This window comes from Oceanobacillus luteolus (genome assembly GCF_023715655.1).
GTDB lineage: Bacteria > Bacillota > Bacilli > Bacillales > Amphibacillaceae > Oceanobacillus > Oceanobacillus luteolus.
Map to the genome: position 1 here is coordinate 84,912 of NZ_JAMBON010000008.1, position 15,668 is coordinate 100,579.

A 15,668-nucleotide genomic window follows, 5' to 3' on the forward strand; every position below is an offset into this window, starting at 1 on the left:
AACGAAGAAGTTGCTGAAGGAGAAGGCTATGGTATTATTCGGAACAATTGTTAATGCTCTATTAATCTTATTAGGAAGTCTGATTGGTTTATTTTTCACGAAGATACCAGAACGTTATAAGGAAACAGTTATGCACGGAATAGGATTAGCAGTTGTGTTGATTGGATTACAAATGGCTTTCTCAACAAACAATATGGTGCTAGTTCTTGTTTCTTTAATGTTCGGTGCAATAGTAGGGGAGTTTTTGCGTATTGAAGATTTCCTAAATGATTTAGGGAACTGGCTCGGTAGCAAGTTTACAAATACAGACGATTCGACAAGTGTATCCCAAGGATTCATTACGGCGACAATGATATTTTGTATTGGTGCAATGGCTATCATTGGTTCATTGGATAGTGGGATCAGAGGAGACCATGAAGTTCTGATTACGAAGGGAATAATTGATGGTTTTACAGCACTTGTTTTAACGACAACGTTAGGGTTTGGTGTGATGCTTTCTGTTGTACCCCTAGTCTTATATCAAGGACTCATCACTTTGTTTGCAACTCAAATTGAAAATTGGATACCAGAATCTATATTAAATGGACTAATTCTTGAAATTACTGCGGTAGGTGGCTTACTCATTGTAGCGATAGGAATGAATCTATTAAAAATCAAAACTATCAGGATTGCTAATTTAATGCCCGCTTTGCTATTAGTAGTTTTATTTTATTATATAAGTGATTTAATACTATAAAGTAAAATCTAAATCCAAACCCTTAAAGGTTTGGATTTTTTTATTATTTGAATAGGCGATGTGTGAACTCCTAGATAGTCTTTTTCTTGTGCGGATAGTCTCTCAGTATAGCAGGGCGGATAAAACTTGGACTTAGTTGCTGATCCAGTAAATCAAGCGACTCTGAGATCTTTTCTGCCATATCCATCACAATAGATAATCTTGTGCTCTGCAATACAGCGTGATCCATAAAACCGCTTGTATTGACGACTCCAGTGATATGAATATCACCAACCTCCGGAAGCGACTTTTTTAACGCTGCTCCAGGTTTAACTGGACCAACTCCAGCGATTAAATGGCCAATGGATGTATTCCTTCCTAAACAAGCATCAACAGCAATGACAAATGGCTGCCTGTATTTTTTGCTTATCTCATCCATATAGTCTGTTAAATTTGTAGCATGGACTGGGTTATGGAGGGTGCCATAAATGTTCAGGTGCCTTGGTTTCTTTGTTGTTAGTAGTGTACCGACTAATGGGCCGAGGGCATCGCCGGTAGAACGGTCCGTTCCGATACATACTACAACATATTCTCGAGGAAGCCTTGGAAACCAAGATATAATATGCTCACTAAGATTATTAACAGCTTGTTCATCCTGATACTGTACCCGAAAAGTTGTTAAATCTTGCTCAGAAAAATTATTATGATTCATAGCTTATCCTCCAAAAACATATTGGTATAGTATATGGCATTTTTCTGAAAACTATACATGCCAAGTGGAGGAATCGAGATGTTTCGAGCGGGTATGAAAAACATGTTTCTCATCACTGGTGCGGTGATGGGGGCAGGCTATGCTTCTGGAAGAGAAATATGGCAATTCTTTGGTGCTGGAAGTGGACTAGCTATTGTATTGTTTACCATCTTATTCACGATCTGCACCACAACCATATTAAAAATTAGTTATCGGCTCAGTAGTACAAATTATTTACCAATCTTGCATCAGCTGACAGGTAAGCGAATAGCTGCTATCTATGATTATATGATCCTCATCTATCTGTTTTGTGTGACAGTGGTGATGATTGCCGGTAGTGGAGCAACGTTCGAGACAATTGGGATGCCTTTTTGGTGGGGAATCATTTTTATTTTTATTGGGCTCATTATTATCTTTAGTAAGGGAATTGGTGAATTATTAAATGTAAACCAAGTATTGATGCCTATGTTGATTATTGCACTTTTTTTTATTCTCGTTTTATTTATTAAGGATGATTCTGTATCACTCGTAATGGATTGGGACAACCATACTAATTGGATGGCGGCATTTCCATTTACCGCACTGAATATTCTTCCATTAATCGCTGTATTAGGTGCTGTTGGTAATCGAATTAAATCAAATGGCGAGATATATATTACCTCAATCTCAAGTGGCTTGATCCTTGGTATCATCACTTTACTATATAATTCAAGCTTATTACATATTGGAGCTGAGGCAGAGTTACCGCCGATCCCTCTATTTGCAATTATAAATAATTATAATGCTGTAGTTATGGTTATTATGATGGTTATGCTATGGATAGCGATTTATACGACTGCTGCAGCGACATTGTTAGGGATGGTAACGAGAATTAATAAGAAATACGAGATGCCCTTAATAAAGATAGTTATCATTTCGTTATTCATTATGGTTCCATTTAGTGGAATAGGTTTTAGTCAATTAGTTGCTTTTCTATATCCTCTGTATGGCATATTAAATTTATATATATTAGTTAAGTTAATCATTTATCCAATTTATAATAAAACGTAAATATATTAAGAATATTTGATGTATTACTCTGTGAATGATGCTTAAATAGATTGTCTTTTAACATAAATCGCAGGTATAATAATGATAGAACTTATTTTTTATTCTTATATTAATTTTAATAAGGAGGATCGTAATGGTTGATAAAGAATTCGCTTTACATGATGTAGTAGAAATGAAGAAACCTCACCCTTGTGGAGAAAACCGCTGGAAGATCATTCGGATGGGCATGGATATAAGAATCAAATGCCAAGGGTGTGACCATAGTGTCATGATCCCCCGCCGAGAGTTTACGAAGAAGTTGAAAAAGGTACTGGAAAAGGCAGAATAACTTGGGACAAGTGATAAAGTTACTTGTCCCTAAATTTTTGTTTAAAAATTCTCTGATTTGATAAACTAACCGTATAAATAGTATGATAATAGTAGAGTGTAGCCAAGGAATATAATAATAAACTCAAAAACATCAAAAATAGGTCCATTTACAATACCTATTTTATTTTTTTATGCCTTTGTCTTTTTACAATCATATATACTATAATTGGAATAACGAACGCGTTCAGATGAATGTAATCCTTAAGGAGTGGAACAATAATGGCTTTAACAGCAGGAATCGTAGGACTTCCCAACGTCGGAAAGTCTACTCTTTTTAATGCAATTACCCAAGCAGGAGTTGAAGCTGCGAACTATCCTTTCGCAACCATCGACCCAAACGTTGGAGTTGTGGAAGTACCTGATACACGCTTAAATAAATTGACAGAACTAGTAAAACCAAAGAAGACAGTACCAACAGCATTTGAATTCACTGATATTGCAGGTATCGTGAAAGGTGCGAGTAAAGGAGAAGGGTTAGGAAACCAATTTCTTTCCCATATCCGTCAGGTGGATGCCATCTGTCAAGTGGTACGTTGTTTTGAGGACGAAAACATTACCCACGTCTCTGGGAAGGTCGATCCAATTGATGATATCGAAGTCATTAATCTGGAACTGATCCTCGCTGACCTGGAAACGGTTGAAAAGCGTTTTACCCGTGTACAAAAACTTGCCAAGCAAAAGGATAAGGATTCACTTCAAGAATTTGAGGTATTATCCAAAATCAAAGATGCATTGGAAAGTGATAAACCAGCTCGTGCTGTCGAGTTTAATGAAGAACAAGAGAAAATTGTAAAAGGATTGCATTTGCTTACTAGTAAGCCGATGCTATATGTTGCCAATGTAAGCGAAGACGAAATTGCTGATCCTGATTCCAATGAAAATGTCCTTAAAGTAAAAGAATATGCTGCTGCGGAAAATGCAGAAGTAATCGTTGTTTGTGCAAAAATAGAAGAGGAAATCTCGGAGCTTGAACCAGACGAAAAAGAAGAGTTCCTAGAAGATTTAGGTATCACAGAGTCAGGTTTGGACAAGCTCATTAAAGCGTCCTATAACTTACTAGGTTTAGCAACATATTTTACTGCCGGTGAACAGGAAGTGCGTGCATGGACGTTCCGCCAAGGGATTAAAGCACCACAGGCAGCAGGAATTATTCATACAGACTTTGAACGTGGATTTATCCGTGCAGAAACGGTATCTTATGATGATTTACTGGAAGCAGGATCCATGGCTGCTGCAAGGGATAAAGGAAAGGTTCGTTTGGAAGGGAAAGAATATATCGTCCAAGACGGTGATGTCATCCATTTCCGCTTTAATGTTTAAACGTAAAAAAAGGATCTCGAAGACTTGTTAAATGTAGAAAAGTTTGCTATAATGTCTTATCGTGAGTAATTACATTTTATGAAATTGCTCCTTGCTTCTAGTTCTTAACTGGAAGCCGCTAAGACCAAAAGGAGGTGTAACGGATGAGAAAATACGAAATCATGTATATCATCCGCCCAGACATGGAGGAAGAAGCGCAAAAGAGCTTAATTGAGCGTTTCAACAAAATTCTTACTGATAATGGTGCGGAAATCGCTAAAGTTGATGAAAAAGGCAAGAAACGTCTTGCTTATGAAATCAATGACTACCGTGATGGATACTATGTTGTTCTTAACTTCACAAGCGGCGAAGAAGCTGTTAACGAGTTCGATCGTCAAGCGAAGTTCTCTGATGACATTATTCGTCACATGGCAATTCGAGATGAACAATAATAAGGAGTGGTTCTGATGTTAAATCGTGTCGTATTAGTTGGCAGGTTAACAAGGGATCCTGATTTACGTTATACACCAAACGGAGTAGCAGTGGCTAATTTCAATATCGCGGTGAACCGTCCTTTTTCAAATCAACAAGGTGAACGTGAGGCTGATTTTATCAATGGTGTTGTATGGCGCCGCCAAGCGGAAAACCTTGCAAACTTTATGAAAAAGGGTAGCCTCATCGGTGTGGATGGCCGTTTGCAAACACGTAGTTATGAAGGTCAGGATGGTAAGACCGTCTATGTAACAGAAGTTGTTGCTGATAGTATTCAATTCCTGGAAACAAAAGGTTCTTCCGGAGGAGGATCCGGTTCATCAGGATACCAACAAAACCAGAACCAATATCAAAATCCTAATCAAAATCAAAACCAATTTGGTGGACAAGGACAGTTCCAACAAAGTCCAAATCAGAACCAAGGCCAATATCAAAATCAAGGATCTCAATCGGAAGATCCATTCCGAAATAATGGAGAACCAATTGATATCTCGGATGATGATTTGCCATTCTAACTTTTAATCATTTAGTTCATACAAATGAACATCGAATATAATACATTTCAGAAAAGGAGGTAATTGTTATGGCAGCTCGTCGTGGACGTGGTGGTAGACGCCGTAAAGTATGTTACTTCACAGCTAACGGCATTACCCATATCGACTATAAAGATGTTGATCTTCTAAGACGTTTCATTTCTGAGCGTGGAAAAATTCTTCCTCGTCGTGTAACTGGAACTTCTGCAAAATATCAACGTAAACTTACAATTGCAATCAAACGTGCTCGTCAAATGGCACTTCTACCATTTGTTGCTGAGTAAGAAGAAAACTCTCTCCAGAGCTGGAGGGAGTTTTTTCATGTTGTAGTAAAGATATAGAAAGAATATAATGTTGTGTTGAACTATTCGTTTTTACAGTGATACAATCATCTAACATAATGGAAAGAAGTTTAAAAAACAATATTGATGACAAAAATGCCCGTACAGGAAACTGTACGGGTACTTAATTAAATCATTTTCTTTTCACTTTGATTAAGGAAATCTCCATGTCCTATCCTTATCAAGATTCCTGTTTTTTTACTTTTCGCTTTGGATACTTCAATATCATGGATACTAGAAGAATTAGAGAATAAATGATTGCTAGAAATAGATAGCGATCACTAATCGGAAAATAAGATGAAAGCAACATATAAATAAGGAAAGGTACCGTTGTAGTAAATGCAATCAGCTTCCAAACAATTTGGTAGCGTAACTTCCTTTCCATCAGTTTAGCAAATCCAATTCCGATATAAGCTAGAATGGAAATAAATATGAACACGGCTATCGTGAGTGGCAGATAGTAAAACATAAAGAAATAAATAAGTTTTAGGATAAAGGGCAATCCTCCTGCCAGTCCCTCGGATATTCGTAATTGGATTATTAGTTGTGGTAGTGTGACGATAAATAATAAAATAAATAAGTAAACAACGACAATATCCATACCTATCCGATTCAATTTGAACATGGCAGTTTTATTCGGTAGTTTTAAACTATTTATGAATGCTTCTATGAAGATCATTTATTTCATCCTTCATCATTTAATATTCTATTTCATTATAGATGAAATATGGAAGAAATGCTTTATTTGAAGATAATAACCATCAAAATTCGACTTAATTATTGATAGGAAGCTTGATTACACATTTTTCTGAATCATAAACCCTTGAAAATATTACCCGGGAAATATAATTATCGCAAATATCGACAAATTCGAGAGTACGAAAGGTTTATTTTTGATTAACAAGTGGAATATTAATTATTAGCTCCTTTTGTATGTTATTGATGTCATACGAAAGGAGCAATTTTTTGCTGTTCATTCCATTGAAAAACTATGGAATAACAACGTTATTCGCGGTAAGTTCATACGTTTCATGTTATGATAATAGGACAACAGAATTCGAAATAAATTGAGGTGCAACGAATGAATCAATCTAAAACGCTAAAAGAAGGGGCGATATTTACTGCAATCTACTTGGTGCTCATACTGGTTACATTTTTTCTACCAATATTAGCTCCGATTGCAAGCTTTCTACTCCCCATTCCATTTGTCATCTATACATCCAGGCAAGGAATGAAGCCAGGCGTATTCATGATAGTTGTGACAGCTATCTTATCAACAATTTTATTCACCCTTATCTCACTGCCATTTACACTGCTGATGGGAATCGGTGGTTTACTAATAGGTCATGCTATTTTCAGAAAACGTTCAGCTTATGAAACTTTAGGCTATGGTATATTAGGGTTCGTTGGAGGGCTATTAATTTCGATTGCATGTACACAGCTTATATTTGATGTGAATTTCCAACAAGAGTTTGAGGCAATTGCAACGGAACAAATGCAAACTTATACATCCTTTATGGAGGGAATGGGTTTAGAGTCTGACGAAGATGGAGGACTGGAAACAATCCTGAGAGAACAAATCCAGCTCTTTCTTAATTTAATACCGGCATTCATTGCCATTTCAGCTGTGATTTTGGCTTTCCTCGTGCAATGGATCAGTTATAAGATTTTAAATAGAAAGGGAAAAAATAACTATCGTTTTCCGCCATTCCGTAACTTGAAATTACCAGCATCGATCATATGGCTATATTTAATCGTGATCATCGTCTCCTTTATAAACCTTGATCCTAATGGAACGATGTTTATTGCAATACAAAATGCACTCATCATTTTGGAAATGCTCCTAGTTATTCAAGGGTTTTCCTTTATCTTTTACTTTACCCATTACAAGAAATGGTCAAAAGCAGTACCAATCATTAGTATTGTGTTGACAATCGTGTTTCCAATATTTCTCCTTTATTTCGTAAGGATCTTAGGTATAATTGATATAGGATTAAATTTACGCGAGCGGCTGCAAAAAAATAAATAGCCTTATTTGTAAGCAAAATTGGAGTGAACGTTATGCCGGAACTGCAAAGGAAGCGATTATTAGAGAGTCATCTATGGACCATCTACATATTAGCTGCTATTTTGCTTGCCATCTTATTTTATTACGAATGGAGAATAGGGATTGCAGGGAGCTTCATTTACCTTATTTCCTTGTTTTATAGTATTCGTTATGAAATTAGACGACGGGAAAAAATACAAAATGAAATAAAAATGATTTCGACTCGTGTCAAGATGGTAGGGAAAGAAGCTTTAAGTGAGCTTCCTTTTGGAATTGTCCTCTACGATGAAGATTATAAAATCGAGTGGGCAAATTCTTATATGCGCCAATTTGATACGGATGAAACGGAACTCATCGGTTCTCACCTCAACATTTTGTCAGAGGAATTGGTCACTGATATTAAAGAAAATAAACAAGATACTGGCCTTGAGTTAGAGGATTATTATTTCAGGACGTTGATTAATAGGGATGAACGGTTAATCTATTTCATTAATGAAACAGATTATGCTCGGTTAAAGACGAACTATGAAAATGACCAGACCGTATTATTCATGATCTTCCTTGATAACTATGAAGATATCACGCTCCCGATGGATGATACTTCAAAAAGTCAGCTTAACTCTGAAGTAACAGCAATAATTAATGACTGGGCCAAGAGGAATGGGCTTTATGTGAAGCGTACTTCCCAAGAACGTTTCTTGGCAATTGGTACGAGGGAGATTTTAAGACAGATAGAAAAAGTGAAATTCGATATTCTTGATGAAGTACGAGAGATTACTGGGGACCAAAGCACGAATGTCACGTTAAGTATTGGTGTTGGTCATGGGAACGTACCACTGCCGAAGCTTGGTGAGTTGGCGCAGTCGAGTCTTGACCTTGCGCTTGGACGAGGCGGTGACCAAGTGGCTATCCGTGATGAATCAGGAAAGGTGCGTTTTTATGGCGGAAAAACCAATCCTATGGAAAAGCGGACCCGGGTAAGAGCACGAGTGATTTCCCATGCAATGGTTGACCTTGTGAAAGCAAGTGACAATGTCATTATTATGGGGCATAAAGCACCGGATATGGATTCTGTTGGTTCAGCCATCGGAATATTAAATATCGCGAAGACAAATGGTGTGGAAGGATATATAGTTTTTGACCCGAATGATGTGGATACAGGGGTATACCGCTTAATCGAAGCAATCCGGGCAGATGAAGAGCTGTGGGAACGTTTTATAGAACCAAGTGTTGCGGAGGATATCATTACGAATCAAAGTCTAGTCGTAATTGTGGACACCCATCGCCCGGCCATGGTTGTACAGCCTGAATTGCTTGAGATGACGGATTACAAAGTGGTCATTGACCACCATCGTCGTGGTGAAGAGTTTATTGATAATCCAACACTTGTATATATGGAGCCCTATGCCTCATCTACTGCAGAACTAGTGACGGAGCTTTTGGAATACCAGCCAAAATCAACCAAATTAAAAATGCTTGAGGCAACAGCCTTATTATCTGGTATTATAGTAGATACGAAAAGTTTTACACTTAGAACGGGTTCTAGAACATTTGATGCAGCATCATACTTGCGGGCTAAGGGCGCGGATACCGTATTAGTCCAGCAATTCTTGAAAGAAGATCTCAATCTCTATTTAACACGTAGTAGATTAATTGAGCGGACAGAAATATATCGGGACTCTATAGCAATTGTTGCAGCCGAACCTGGTGTAGCCTATGGATCTGTACTTATCGCTCAGACCGCAGATACATTACTCGCCATGACTGGAGTTACAGCTTCCTTTGTGATTTCGGAGCGGGACGATGGAAGGGTCGGTGTAAGTGCGCGCTCTCTAGGCAAGATTAATGTCCAAGTCATTATGGAACGGATGAATGGCGGTGGGCATCTAACTAATGCTGCTACTCAAATTGCAGATACGACAGTAGAAGAAGTTGAATTGCTGCTGAAAAATATTATAGATGAATATTTTGAAGGGAGAGAAACGGAATGAAGGTAATTTTTCTGAAAGATGTTAAAGGAAAAGGAAAACAAGGTGAAGTGAAAGATGTTTCAGAGGGGTACGCAAGAAACTATCTCTTGAAAAATAAATTGGCAATTGAAGCAACACCGGGGAACTTAAAAGCATTGGAAGCTAAGAAACGTAAAAATGCACAGCAAGAACAAGAAGAAAAAGAAGAAGCAATTGCATTAAAAGATAAATTAGCTGATCTTACCGTAGAAATGAAAGCTAAATCTGGAGAAGGTGGCCGTTTATTTGGATCCATTACAAGCAAGCAAATAGCCGATAAACTAGCTAAGGATCACGGATACAAAATCGATAAAAGAAAAATCGAACTCGCCGATCCAATCCGCTCTCTAGGCTATACTACCGTACCAATCAAACTACATCCGGAAGTATCCGGCTCTGTTAAAGTCCATGTGACGGAACAAAAATAAAAAGACATGCATATCTAGCAGGTCTTAAACATGTGGGAATGAAAGGATCAATGTCCCAGTGGCTCACGACTTCTGTGAGTCCTTTTTTACTTCATTAGTTGTATACATCCTAAGAAAGGGGGAGGCATCTTGAGCCAAGTATTGAACGATCGTGTACCACCACATAATATTGAAGCGGAACAGTCGGTGATTGGAGCCATCTTTCTAGATCCGGAGTCTTTCTCCAGTGCTGCAGAAATATTAATGCCTGATGATTTCTACCGTGCGAGCCACCAGCGGATTTTTGCTGCGATGATGCATCTTTCAGATCGTGGTGAGCCAATTGATATTGTTACCGTAACAACATATTTAAATGACCGTAAACAGCTCGAAGAAGCAGGTGGGGTAACTTATCTGACGCAGGTTGCTGAAAGTGTACCGACTGCTGCGAACATTGAGTACTACAGTCGAATTGTGGAAGAAAAAGCATTGCTAAGACGCTTGATTCGTGCCGCCACCGATATCGTAACCTCAGGATTCGAACGGGAAGACGAGGTTGAGGATGTTTTAAATGAAGCGGAGAAAACAATCCTAGAAGTTTCCAGCAGACAAAATAGTGATGGCTTTAAAAATATAAAAGATGTCTTGATTGATGTTTATGATAAAATTGAGCAACTTCATGAACATCAAGGCGATGTTACTGGAGTACCAACTGGTTTCAAGGAACTTGATCGGATTACGAGTGGCTTCCAGCGAAATGATTTAATCATCATCGCCGCCCGTCCTTCCGTTGGTAAGACGGCATTTGCTCTGAACGTTGCACAAAATGTTGCTGTAAAAACAGATGAAAATGTTGCCATCTTCAGTTTGGAGATGGGAGCCGACCAGCTTGTTCAACGTATGCTTTGTGCTGAGGGAAATATCGATGCTCAGCGATTGCGGAGCGGACAACTCCAAGCGGACGATTGGGGCAAGCTGACGATGGCTATGGGGTCTTTATCCAATGCAGGAATATTTATTGATGATACTCCAGGGATTCGTGTCAGCGAAATTCGTTCCAAATGCCGTCGTTTAAAACAAGAACATGGTCTCGGTATGATTATGATCGACTACCTGCAACTCATTCAAGGTAGTGCGGGATCAGGGGAAAACAGACAACAGGAAGTATCAGAAATCTCCCGTTCCTTAAAAGGATTAGCGAGGGAATTGGAAGTGCCGTTAATAGCACTGTCCCAGCTGTCCCGTGGGGTGGAATCCCGTCAAGATAAGCGTCCGATGATGTCCGACTTGCGTGAGTCAGGAAGTATCGAGCAGGACGCCGATATTGTAGGATTCCTTTACCGTGATGATTATTATGATAAAGAATCAGAAAAACAGAATATCATCGAAATCATTATATCCAAACAACGTAACGGTCCTACTGGAACCGTAGAGTTGGCCTTTGTTAAGGAGTATAATAAATTCGTGGATCTCGAATATCGTTATTCAGATTCAGATATTCCACAAACAGTGCAAGCATAAGCACGAGCATTAGTCTCGTGCTTTTTTTGATAGAGTTTTTATCGTGGGGAATAGGGGGCATAGAACAGTGCGAGATAAATTCCCATATTCTATCAAAGTTCCATAAATGGGATTAGGATCATATGTCCGACCTACGACCTACACTGTTGAAAAACCTTTATAGCTACAGACATATTACCGAAAATACGTTAAAATAGAATAAAGTTCTACTTGAAAAGGATGTGCCAAAAAATGAACTATAAAATACTAGTTGTAGATGATGAACAACCTATTGCAGATATATTAAAATTCAACTTAGAAAAAGAAGGTTACCAAGTTGTAGTAGCAAATGATGGGGATGAGGCAATTAATTTGGCTGAACAGGAAGATCCCGATCTAATTCTATTAGATATTATGTTGCCGAATAAAGACGGTAATGAAGTGCTCCGGGAAATCAGAAAAACGAAGAATATGCCAATTATTATGCTTACCGCAAAGGATTCAGAAATAGATAAAGTGCTTGGTCTGGAACTTGGTGCGGATGACTATGTAACGAAACCATTCAGTAATCGTGAGCTGATTGCCCGCGTGAAAGCGAATCTTAGAAGACAACAAGTTCCTGAAGAAACGGAAAAGCCGACGAAAAATATCGTTATCGGCAATCTTACTGTCTTTCCAGATGCGTATGTCGTCTCTCGTGACGGTGAACAAATTGAACTAACTCATCGGGAATTTGAGCTGTTGCATTATCTGGCCCGTCATATTGGACAGGTCATGACCCGTGAACATTTATTAGAAACCGTATGGGGTTATGATTACTTTGGAGATGTGAGAACCGTTGACGTTACCGTAAGAAGATTACGGGAAAAAATAGAGGAGAACCCAAGTAATCCAACATGGATTGTTACACGCCGTGGAGTTGGTTATTATTTACGTAATCCTGAGCAGGAGTAGTTGTGATGCATAAAATCGGATTTTTTCGTTCGATTCAACTAAAGTTCATAATTATATATATTCTGTTGTTGCTTCTGGCCGTTCAATTGATTGGAACATTTTTTACAGGACAGCTGGAAAAGAATCTAAAGGAAAACTTTGACGATACGATCTCCAGTCGAATGGAGCTGCTGACCTACAATATTGAGCTTGTATACAACAATGATCGCAGTGAAGGTGATGAAGGACAGACTCGCGAATCTGAAGTCGCTGAAATTGTAACTGATCTCAGTACGGATGATCTTACTAATGTCATAGTTGTAAACAGTCAAAGTAGGATTATTGGAACCAACAGCAACGCGGTGCAGATTGGCCAGCGGATGGCAAGAGATATTGTACAGCAGGTACTATCGTTTGGGATGTCAAAGGATGGTAAGTTTGTGAATCAAGATACGGACGAGCATGTCTATGTCCGTGTCGATCCTGTTATTAATAACAGTGGAGTGATAGTTGGTGCCATCTATTTAGAATCATCCCTAGAGAGTCTGTATGATCAACTGGATGAGATCAATAAGATCTTTTTACAAGGTGCACTTCTTGCCATCACCATATCGGCTATTATTGGTGTACTTGTTGCCCGAACAATAACCAAGCCAATCCAGGAAATGACGAAGCAGGCACAAGTGATGGCGAAAGGTGACTTTACACAAAAAGTTAACGTATATGGAAAAGACGAAATCGGTCAACTCTCGGAAGCTTTCAACGACTTGAATAGTCGTCTGAAACATTCCTATGCAACGATTGAGGAAGAACGTTTTAAGCTGAGTTCCGTACTTTCCAATATGTCCGATGGCGTTATCGCAACCGACCAAGAAGGTTCAGTTACGCTGATGAATGAGGCGGCAGGAATTCTGCTCGGAGAAAATCCTGATGATATGATTGGCGATGATTTGATAGATGTCCTTCAGCTTGAGGAAAAACTGACCGATATATCTGAGCTTAGGGAAAACAGCTCGATGATTATCGATTTCAGTGATGATAATCAGCCATTCCTTATCCGGGCAACATTTTCCACTGTAAAAGATGATGAAGATGTCATTACTGGTTTTATTACTGTTTTGAATGACGTTACAGAAGATGAAAAGGTCGAACAAGAACGCAGGGATTTTGTATCCAATGTTTCTCATGAACTTCGGACGCCGTTAACAACGATGAAGAGCTATCTGGAAGCATTGGCAGAGGGTGCCTGGGAAGATAAAGAAATCGCACCACGTTTCCTTGAAGTGACACAAAATGAAACAGAGCGGATGATACGCATGGTAAACGACTTGCTGCAACTTTCGAAAATGGATTCGGATGAATATCCAATTCATAAAGAGGAAGTTGAATTCGTTGACTATTTCCATCATGTGATCGAACGTTTTGAAATGCATCTCCCAGAAACGACCACGATTAAACGGGAGTTGCCTAATAAGAAATATATGGTCTGGATTGATAAAGATAAGATGACTCAAGTACTTGATAATATCATCTCGAATGCAATCAAATATTCTCCAGAGGGTGGAAGAATCATCACCAGGGTAGAAAACAAACGCCATTATCTTCTCATTACCGTTCAAGATGAAGGTATGGGAATTGCCTATGATAAACTGGAAAAGATATTTGAACGTTTTTACCGTGCTGACCGGGCGAGAACGAGAAAGCTTGGTGGTACAGGTCTAGGGCTTGCTATTACAAAAGAATTGGTCGAAGCTCACCATGGTCGAATTTGGGCAAAAAGTAGAGAAGGCCATGGGACGTCCATTTACTTTACACTCCCGCTTATTAAAAGGAAGCGGAGGGATACGAAATGAAATTAGAGACCGTGAAATCGTTTATCCTCATTGTTTTGATCGGTATCAGTATTATCCTCTCCTACACGTTATGGAGCTATCAGCCGAACTCCAATCAGACGATCGGTGGAGAGATCGCCGACAATGAAATGAATGCTGGAGGCCGTGATGATCTAAAGAAGCGGGAACTCATTAAACCTAGCGATATCATTTTCCATATGGAACAGGACCATTATGGTTTTAGCGATGCAAGAGATCGAGATAGCTTGTTTGCAGAGATGCAGAACTGGATCATATCTGATTTTGAAATGTACAGCGATGTATCAGTATCAATCGAGCGCTCTCCGCAGGCGATTGAATTAATCTTTCCAGAGGAAATTCCACTGGAAGTATTGGATAGTATATTTACATTTAGTCTCAATGACGATGATATGGAGCCAAGTGGCTCCATGGAGCGGGTGATGATTAGTTTCATTGCTGACAGTAAATCATTACAGTTGGAATTTATCTCGCCTGAAATGGATCAGTTAGCGGTAGCTTTAGTTAATGATGCAAAAACTTATGAATATATGGTGGAGAAAATCGCTGATTTACAAAAGAGCGAATTAACGGAGTACCTCGTGATTAACGAGGATATAAATCCGGTATATTTTCCAGCAGGTAAGATGGATTTGCAAAAATACTCGATAACACCAACTGAAATTAATCCTTCATTATTTGTCAATATCTTGTTTACCAATCCGTCTGTTGTAAGAGAAACAAGATCGCAGACAATTGGGCAAACATATTTCACGGATAACCGGCAGATGAATGTCTATCAAGACGGAATGCGAATGGAGTATATAAGCCATGTTACGCCAACAACTGACGGATTTAACCGGATATCAGAAGAAGGATTGCTGGATCAAAGCATTGCAAATATTAATAGTCATAGTGGTTGGACACAGGCAGAACGATTGAATCAGGAATACCGTCTGGAAGAGATTGACTCGGATTCAAACAAGGTTTCCTTCCAAATGTACTATCATGGTTATCCGGTCTTTAATAATCTTGGCTTGGATACGATTGAACAGGTTTGGGGAGTAAATCAAAATAATTTACAGCTGATAGAATACAACCGTCCGCTCTTCAAATTCGATAATCAATTCTTTCCTAGGACAGTGGATGACTTTCAGTCTGGAGAATTCATCCTATCCTACCTGGAGTCAAACGAGGATATTTCCATGGAAGACATTCAAGATGTTACAATTGGGTATGAGTTGAAATATCAGCGAGATGATGAAGCGAGTGAATACATTGAGATGGTTCCAGCTTGGTATAAAAAAGAAAATAATATATGGCAAAAGTTGTATATCACGGATGAAAAAATTCCAAGAGGAGGGAACTAAGG

16 protein-coding genes are annotated in these 15,668 nt (G+C 38.7%); 14 read left to right on the forward strand and 2 right to left on the reverse strand.

Features of this window, described 5'->3' with window-relative positions; translation table 11 throughout:
* Positions 1–28: 28 nt before the first annotated feature.
* Positions 29–736: a DUF554 domain-containing protein gene (locus tag M3210_RS07605; protein WP_251512911.1), complete on the forward strand. Its 708-nt coding sequence runs from the start codon at positions 29–31 to the stop codon at positions 734–736.
* 70 nt (positions 737–806) lie between these two features.
* On the opposite strand, the gene yyaC is transcribed toward M3210_RS07605, so the two are convergent.
* Positions 807–1,427, reverse strand: a complete 621-nt coding sequence (yyaC, locus tag M3210_RS07610) for a spore protease YyaC (protein ID WP_251512912.1) — start codon at positions 1,425–1,427, stop codon at positions 807–809.
* 78 nt (positions 1,428–1,505) lie between these two features.
* Here yyaC and M3210_RS07615 point away from each other — a divergent pair, with 78 nt between their 5' ends.
* From M3210_RS07615 to rpsR, 6 genes are all read left to right on the forward strand, one after another.
* Positions 1,506–2,516 (forward strand): YkvI family membrane protein, encoded by a 1,011-nt coding sequence (locus M3210_RS07615; protein ID WP_251512913.1) that lies wholly within the window; start codon positions 1,506–1,508, stop codon positions 2,514–2,516.
* A gap of 133 nt (positions 2,517–2,649) precedes the next feature.
* Positions 2,650–2,844, forward strand: coding sequence for a DUF951 domain-containing protein (locus tag M3210_RS07620; RefSeq protein WP_251512914.1), 195 nt, complete (start codon positions 2,650–2,652; stop codon positions 2,842–2,844).
* Positions 2,845–3,104: 260 nt separating this feature from the next.
* A complete protein-coding gene (gene ychF, locus M3210_RS07625) occupies positions 3,105–4,205 on the forward strand; it encodes a redox-regulated ATPase YchF (RefSeq protein ID WP_251512915.1) in 1,101 nt (366 codons plus the stop codon).
* 143 nt (positions 4,206–4,348) lie between these two features.
* A complete protein-coding gene (gene rpsF, locus M3210_RS07630; protein WP_251512916.1) occupies positions 4,349–4,636 on the forward strand; it encodes a 30S ribosomal protein S6 in 288 nt (95 codons plus the stop codon).
* A 15-nt stretch (positions 4,637–4,651) separates the two neighbouring features.
* Positions 4,652–5,191: a single-stranded DNA-binding protein gene (ssb, locus tag M3210_RS07635; protein ID WP_251512917.1), complete on the forward strand. Its 540-nt coding sequence runs from the start codon at positions 4,652–4,654 to the stop codon at positions 5,189–5,191.
* Between the two features lie 68 nt (positions 5,192–5,259).
* A complete protein-coding gene (gene rpsR / locus M3210_RS07640) occupies positions 5,260–5,493 on the forward strand; it encodes a 30S ribosomal protein S18 (RefSeq protein ID WP_251512918.1) in 234 nt (77 codons plus the stop codon).
* Positions 5,494–5,731: 238 nt separating this feature from the next.
* Here rpsR and M3210_RS07645 read toward each other — a convergent pair whose 3' ends face one another.
* Entirely contained in the window at positions 5,732–6,229 is a 498-nt protein-coding gene (locus M3210_RS07645) for a DUF1189 family protein (protein ID WP_251512919.1), read from the reverse strand.
* A gap of 402 nt (positions 6,230–6,631) precedes the next feature.
* Here M3210_RS07645 and M3210_RS07650 point away from each other — a divergent pair, with 402 nt between their 5' ends.
* From M3210_RS07650 to M3210_RS07680, 7 genes are all read left to right on the forward strand, one after another.
* Entirely contained in the window at positions 6,632–7,579 is a 948-nt protein-coding gene (locus M3210_RS07650; RefSeq protein ID WP_251512920.1) for a YybS family protein, read from the forward strand.
* Between the two features lie 32 nt (positions 7,580–7,611).
* Entirely contained in the window at positions 7,612–9,588 is a 1,977-nt protein-coding gene (locus M3210_RS07655; protein ID WP_251512921.1) for a DHH family phosphoesterase, read from the forward strand.
* Entirely contained in the window at positions 9,585–10,034 is a 450-nt protein-coding gene (rplI, locus tag M3210_RS07660) for a 50S ribosomal protein L9 (protein ID WP_251512924.1), read from the forward strand. Before M3210_RS07655 ends, rplI begins: the two co-directional genes overlap by 4 nt.
* 129 nt (positions 10,035–10,163) lie before the next feature.
* Entirely contained in the window at positions 10,164–11,534 is a 1,371-nt protein-coding gene (gene dnaB, locus M3210_RS07665) for a replicative DNA helicase (protein WP_251512926.1), read from the forward strand.
* 231 nt (positions 11,535–11,765) lie between these two features.
* A complete protein-coding gene (gene yycF / locus M3210_RS07670) occupies positions 11,766–12,467 on the forward strand; it encodes a response regulator YycF (protein ID WP_251512928.1) in 702 nt (233 codons plus the stop codon).
* A gap of 5 nt (positions 12,468–12,472) precedes the next feature.
* Positions 12,473–14,299, forward strand: a complete 1,827-nt coding sequence (gene walK / locus M3210_RS07675) for a cell wall metabolism sensor histidine kinase WalK (RefSeq protein ID WP_251512931.1) — start codon at positions 12,473–12,475, stop codon at positions 14,297–14,299.
* The gene (locus M3210_RS07680) at positions 14,296–15,666 is read left to right on the forward strand and encodes a YycH family regulatory protein (protein ID WP_251512933.1); all 1,371 of its coding nucleotides are present in this window, start codon (positions 14,296–14,298) and stop codon (positions 15,664–15,666) included. Before walK ends, M3210_RS07680 begins: the two co-directional genes overlap by 4 nt.
* Positions 15,667–15,668: the final 2 nt, after the last annotated feature.

What these genes read in the sequence shown, in the direction of transcription:
- yycF (WP_251512928.1), top strand. Translation starts at nt 11,766, where the DNA reads ATGAACTATAAAATACTAGTTGTAGATGATGAACAACCTATTGCAGAT.
- M3210_RS07645 (WP_251512919.1), bottom strand. Translation starts at nt 6,229, where the DNA reads ATGATCTTCATAGAAGCATTCATAAATAGTTTAAAACTACCGAATAAA.
- ssb (WP_251512917.1), top strand. Translation starts at nt 4,652, where the DNA reads ATGTTAAATCGTGTCGTATTAGTTGGCAGGTTAACAAGGGATCCTGAT.
- rplI (WP_251512924.1), top strand. Translation starts at nt 9,585, where the DNA reads ATGAAGGTAATTTTTCTGAAAGATGTTAAAGGAAAAGGAAAACAAGGT.
- rpsR (WP_251512918.1), top strand. Translation starts at nt 5,260, where the DNA reads ATGGCAGCTCGTCGTGGACGTGGTGGTAGACGCCGTAAAGTATGTTAC.
- yyaC (WP_251512912.1), bottom strand. Translation starts at nt 1,427, where the DNA reads ATGAATCATAATAATTTTTCTGAGCAAGATTTAACAACTTTTCGGGTA.
- M3210_RS07655 (WP_251512921.1), top strand. Translation starts at nt 7,612, where the DNA reads ATGCCGGAACTGCAAAGGAAGCGATTATTAGAGAGTCATCTATGGACC.
- M3210_RS07650 (WP_251512920.1), top strand. Translation starts at nt 6,632, where the DNA reads ATGAATCAATCTAAAACGCTAAAAGAAGGGGCGATATTTACTGCAATC.
- M3210_RS07620 (WP_251512914.1), top strand. Translation starts at nt 2,650, where the DNA reads ATGGTTGATAAAGAATTCGCTTTACATGATGTAGTAGAAATGAAGAAA.
- M3210_RS07680 (WP_251512933.1), top strand. Translation starts at nt 14,296, where the DNA reads ATGAAATTAGAGACCGTGAAATCGTTTATCCTCATTGTTTTGATCGGT.
- M3210_RS07605 (WP_251512911.1), top strand. Translation starts at nt 29, where the DNA reads ATGGTATTATTCGGAACAATTGTTAATGCTCTATTAATCTTATTAGGA.
- M3210_RS07615 (WP_251512913.1), top strand. Translation starts at nt 1,506, where the DNA reads ATGTTTCGAGCGGGTATGAAAAACATGTTTCTCATCACTGGTGCGGTG.
- walK (WP_251512931.1), top strand. Translation starts at nt 12,473, where the DNA reads ATGCATAAAATCGGATTTTTTCGTTCGATTCAACTAAAGTTCATAATT.
- rpsF (WP_251512916.1), top strand. Translation starts at nt 4,349, where the DNA reads ATGAGAAAATACGAAATCATGTATATCATCCGCCCAGACATGGAGGAA.
- ychF (WP_251512915.1), top strand. Translation starts at nt 3,105, where the DNA reads ATGGCTTTAACAGCAGGAATCGTAGGACTTCCCAACGTCGGAAAGTCT.